2 protein-coding genes are annotated in these 2,521 nt (G+C 64.7%); one reads left to right on the forward strand and one right to left on the reverse strand.

Translation table 11 applies throughout. The features are described from left to right. The first annotated feature begins 40 nt into the window (after positions 1-40). Positions 41-1,834: a formate--tetrahydrofolate ligase gene (locus L0G76_RS15680; RefSeq protein ID WP_304358064.1), complete on the forward strand. Its 1,794-nt coding sequence runs from the start codon at positions 41-43 to the stop codon at positions 1,832-1,834. 100 nt (positions 1,835-1,934) lie between these two features. Here the strand turns inward: L0G76_RS15680 and L0G76_RS15685 are convergent, their stop codons facing one another. Beyond that, entirely contained in the window at positions 1,935-2,498 is a 564-nt protein-coding gene (locus tag L0G76_RS15685; RefSeq protein WP_304358065.1) for an antibiotic biosynthesis monooxygenase, read from the reverse strand. Positions 2,499-2,521 lie beyond the last annotated feature (23 nt).

Here is a 2,521-nt window from a genome sequence, read left to right on the forward strand (position 1 = left end):
GGGTGGTCACAAAACGGACCATAAGCGGCATGATGGCCTTATGACCACAGATATGGATATTGCGCTCAACGCCGAGCTCGACTCGATCATCGATATCGCCGCCGACCTGGGCCTGGAATCACACGACATAGTGCCTTACGGATGGACGAAAGCCAAGGTCCCCATCGACGTTCTCGACAAGGCGGCCGAGACCACAACCGACGGTCACCTCATCCTCGTCACCGCCATGAGCCCGACACCGGCGGGCGAGGGCAAGACCACGACGAGCATCGGGCTGGCCGACGGGCTCAACGAACTCGCACGGTCGAAGCCGGAGGTGGGCAAAGCGGTGCTGGCTCTGCGCGAACCCAGCATGGGCCCGGTCTTCGGCATGAAGGGCGGAGCAGCCGGCGGGGGATACGCCCAGGTCGTGCCGATGGAGGACATCAACCTCCACTTCACCGGCGATTTCGCAGCCATCGCCGCAGCGAACAACCTCGCCGCCACGATGCTCGACAACCACATCCACCACGGCAACGAACTCGACGTCGACTCGCGCCGCATCCATATCCGGCGCGTCGTCGACCTCAACGATCGTGCGCTGCGCGGCGTCGTCATCGGCCTCGGCGGACTCAACGGGGGAGTGCCGCGAGAGGACGCCTTCGACATCGTCGTCGCCAGCGAAGTCATGGCGGTCTTCTGCCTGTCCACCTCCTTGATCGACCTCAAGCAGCGGCTGGGGCGAATCGTCCTCGCCCACAACCGGAGTCGCGAACCGATCACGGTCAGTGACATCGGCGCGGCCGGGGCGATGACTGCGCTGCTGCGAAGCGCCCTGGCACCGAACCTGGTCCAGAGCCTCGAGCATTCGCCGGCGTTCATCCATGGCGGTCCCTTCGCCAACATCGCCCACGGATGCAACAGCCTGCTCGCAACGAAGGCGGCGCTGTCCCTGGGGGATTGGACGGTGACCGAGGCAGGCTTCGGCGCCGACCTGGGAGCCGAGAAGTTCCTCGACATCAAGTGCCGCACCGCAGGTATCTGGCCCTCGGCCGTGGTCGTCGTGGCAACCCTGCGGGCATTGAAGTACCACGGCGGCATCGAGGTCGCCGACGTGCAGACGCCGAACATCGATGCTGTCATCGACGGAATGAGCAACCTCGAGCACCACTGCGGCAACCTCCTCGACATCTACGGACTGACCCCGGTCGTGTGCTTCAACAGGTTCCCCACCGATACTGACGAGGAGATGACCGCGGCGATCGAGCACCTGCGCGGTCAGGGGATTTCGGCGGTCGAGTCGACGCACTGGGCCGATGGCGGCAAGGGTGCGCTGGCGCTGGCCGAGGCGGTCGTTGAGGCTGCCGGTGGTGTCGGGAACGCAGGGGCGGCCGTCGACGACGGTTCGGTCTTCGTCGGAGGCGTTGCATCCGGCGACGCTGAGGCTCCTGCGGCGGGAGCGTCGTCTGAGGAATCGCCGCGGGCGCAGTACAGCTACGAACTTGACCGGCCTCTGGAGGAGAAGATTCGTACGATCGCGCAGCGAATCTACGGTGCTGCCGACGTCGACCTGCCGGCCAAGGTCACGCGCAAGCTCAAGCAGTTCACGGACGAAGGCTACGGTGATGCCCCGATCTGCATTGCCAAGACCCAGTACTCCCTGAGCACGGATGCGAGCCTGCGTGGGGCGCCCAAGGACCACATCATCGAGGTCAAGGACGTGCGGCTCTCGGCCGGCGCCGGCTTCGTCGTCGTCATCGCCGGAGACATCATGACCATGCCGGGCCTTCCGAAGGAACCCTCCGCACTGACGATCGACGTCACCGAGGACGGGAACATCACCGGTCTGTTCTGAACCTTCTGCCTGAGACGTCGAGAACCGGTCTCTGCTCCGAGAACCGCACGCACGCACCCGATAGTCGGCTCCCCGTGCGGTTTTCGGGGCGGTCTGGCAGTCAGCGTCGGGGTTTCTGCAGCCAGGGGCGGAGCAGCCGGGTGCTCACCGGCAGGAATATGTATGTCATCAACGGCGTGAGAATGCAGATATTGAGCAGGACTGCGAGGGCGGTCGGCCAACTCTCCAGATGAGGAAGAAGGAGGAAGGTCGAGAGCAGGCTCAGCGGGAAGAACGGGAGGAAGATGCTCACCGCCTGCTTCCACCGAGGGGGAACAACCGTCTCAGGGATCGTCAGAGTCTCCTCTCCGCGAGGTTTGAACCAGCCCTCGATCCCGGTCCGATGCTCGACACGGGTGGTCTCGACGAGTTCGGCCGCGCTGTCGATCCACCACCGCCGGTCCTCGGACTCATCCCAGGCCCGCAGCGACTTCTCGTCGGCGAACCGGTAGAGCACATGCCACTCGTCCGACTCGGGCGATGTCCTCACCCATCCGGACCCCAGGTACCCGGGTCTTTCGCGTGCCAGTTCCTGTCCCGCCTGCACCCAGGCATTGAAGCGCCGATGATGCTCGGGCAGGACTGTGCGAGTGATCGAGACTGTGATCGGGGAGTGCTGCGGCATAGGCTGATTCTAGCGAATTCTGC

This window comes from Brevibacterium picturae, from assembly GCF_030453725.1.
GTDB classification, from domain to species: Bacteria; Actinomycetota; Actinomycetes; order Actinomycetales; family Brevibacteriaceae; genus Brevibacterium; species Brevibacterium sandarakinum_A.

Bases quoted from the DNA above. Each gene is read 5' to 3' on its own strand.
- L0G76_RS15680 (WP_304358064.1), top strand. From the start codon at position 41: ATGACCACAGATATGGATATTGCGCTCAACGCCGAGCTCGACTCGATC.
- L0G76_RS15685 (WP_304358065.1), bottom strand. From the start codon at position 2,498: ATGCCGCAGCACTCCCCGATCACAGTCTCGATCACTCGCACAGTCCTG.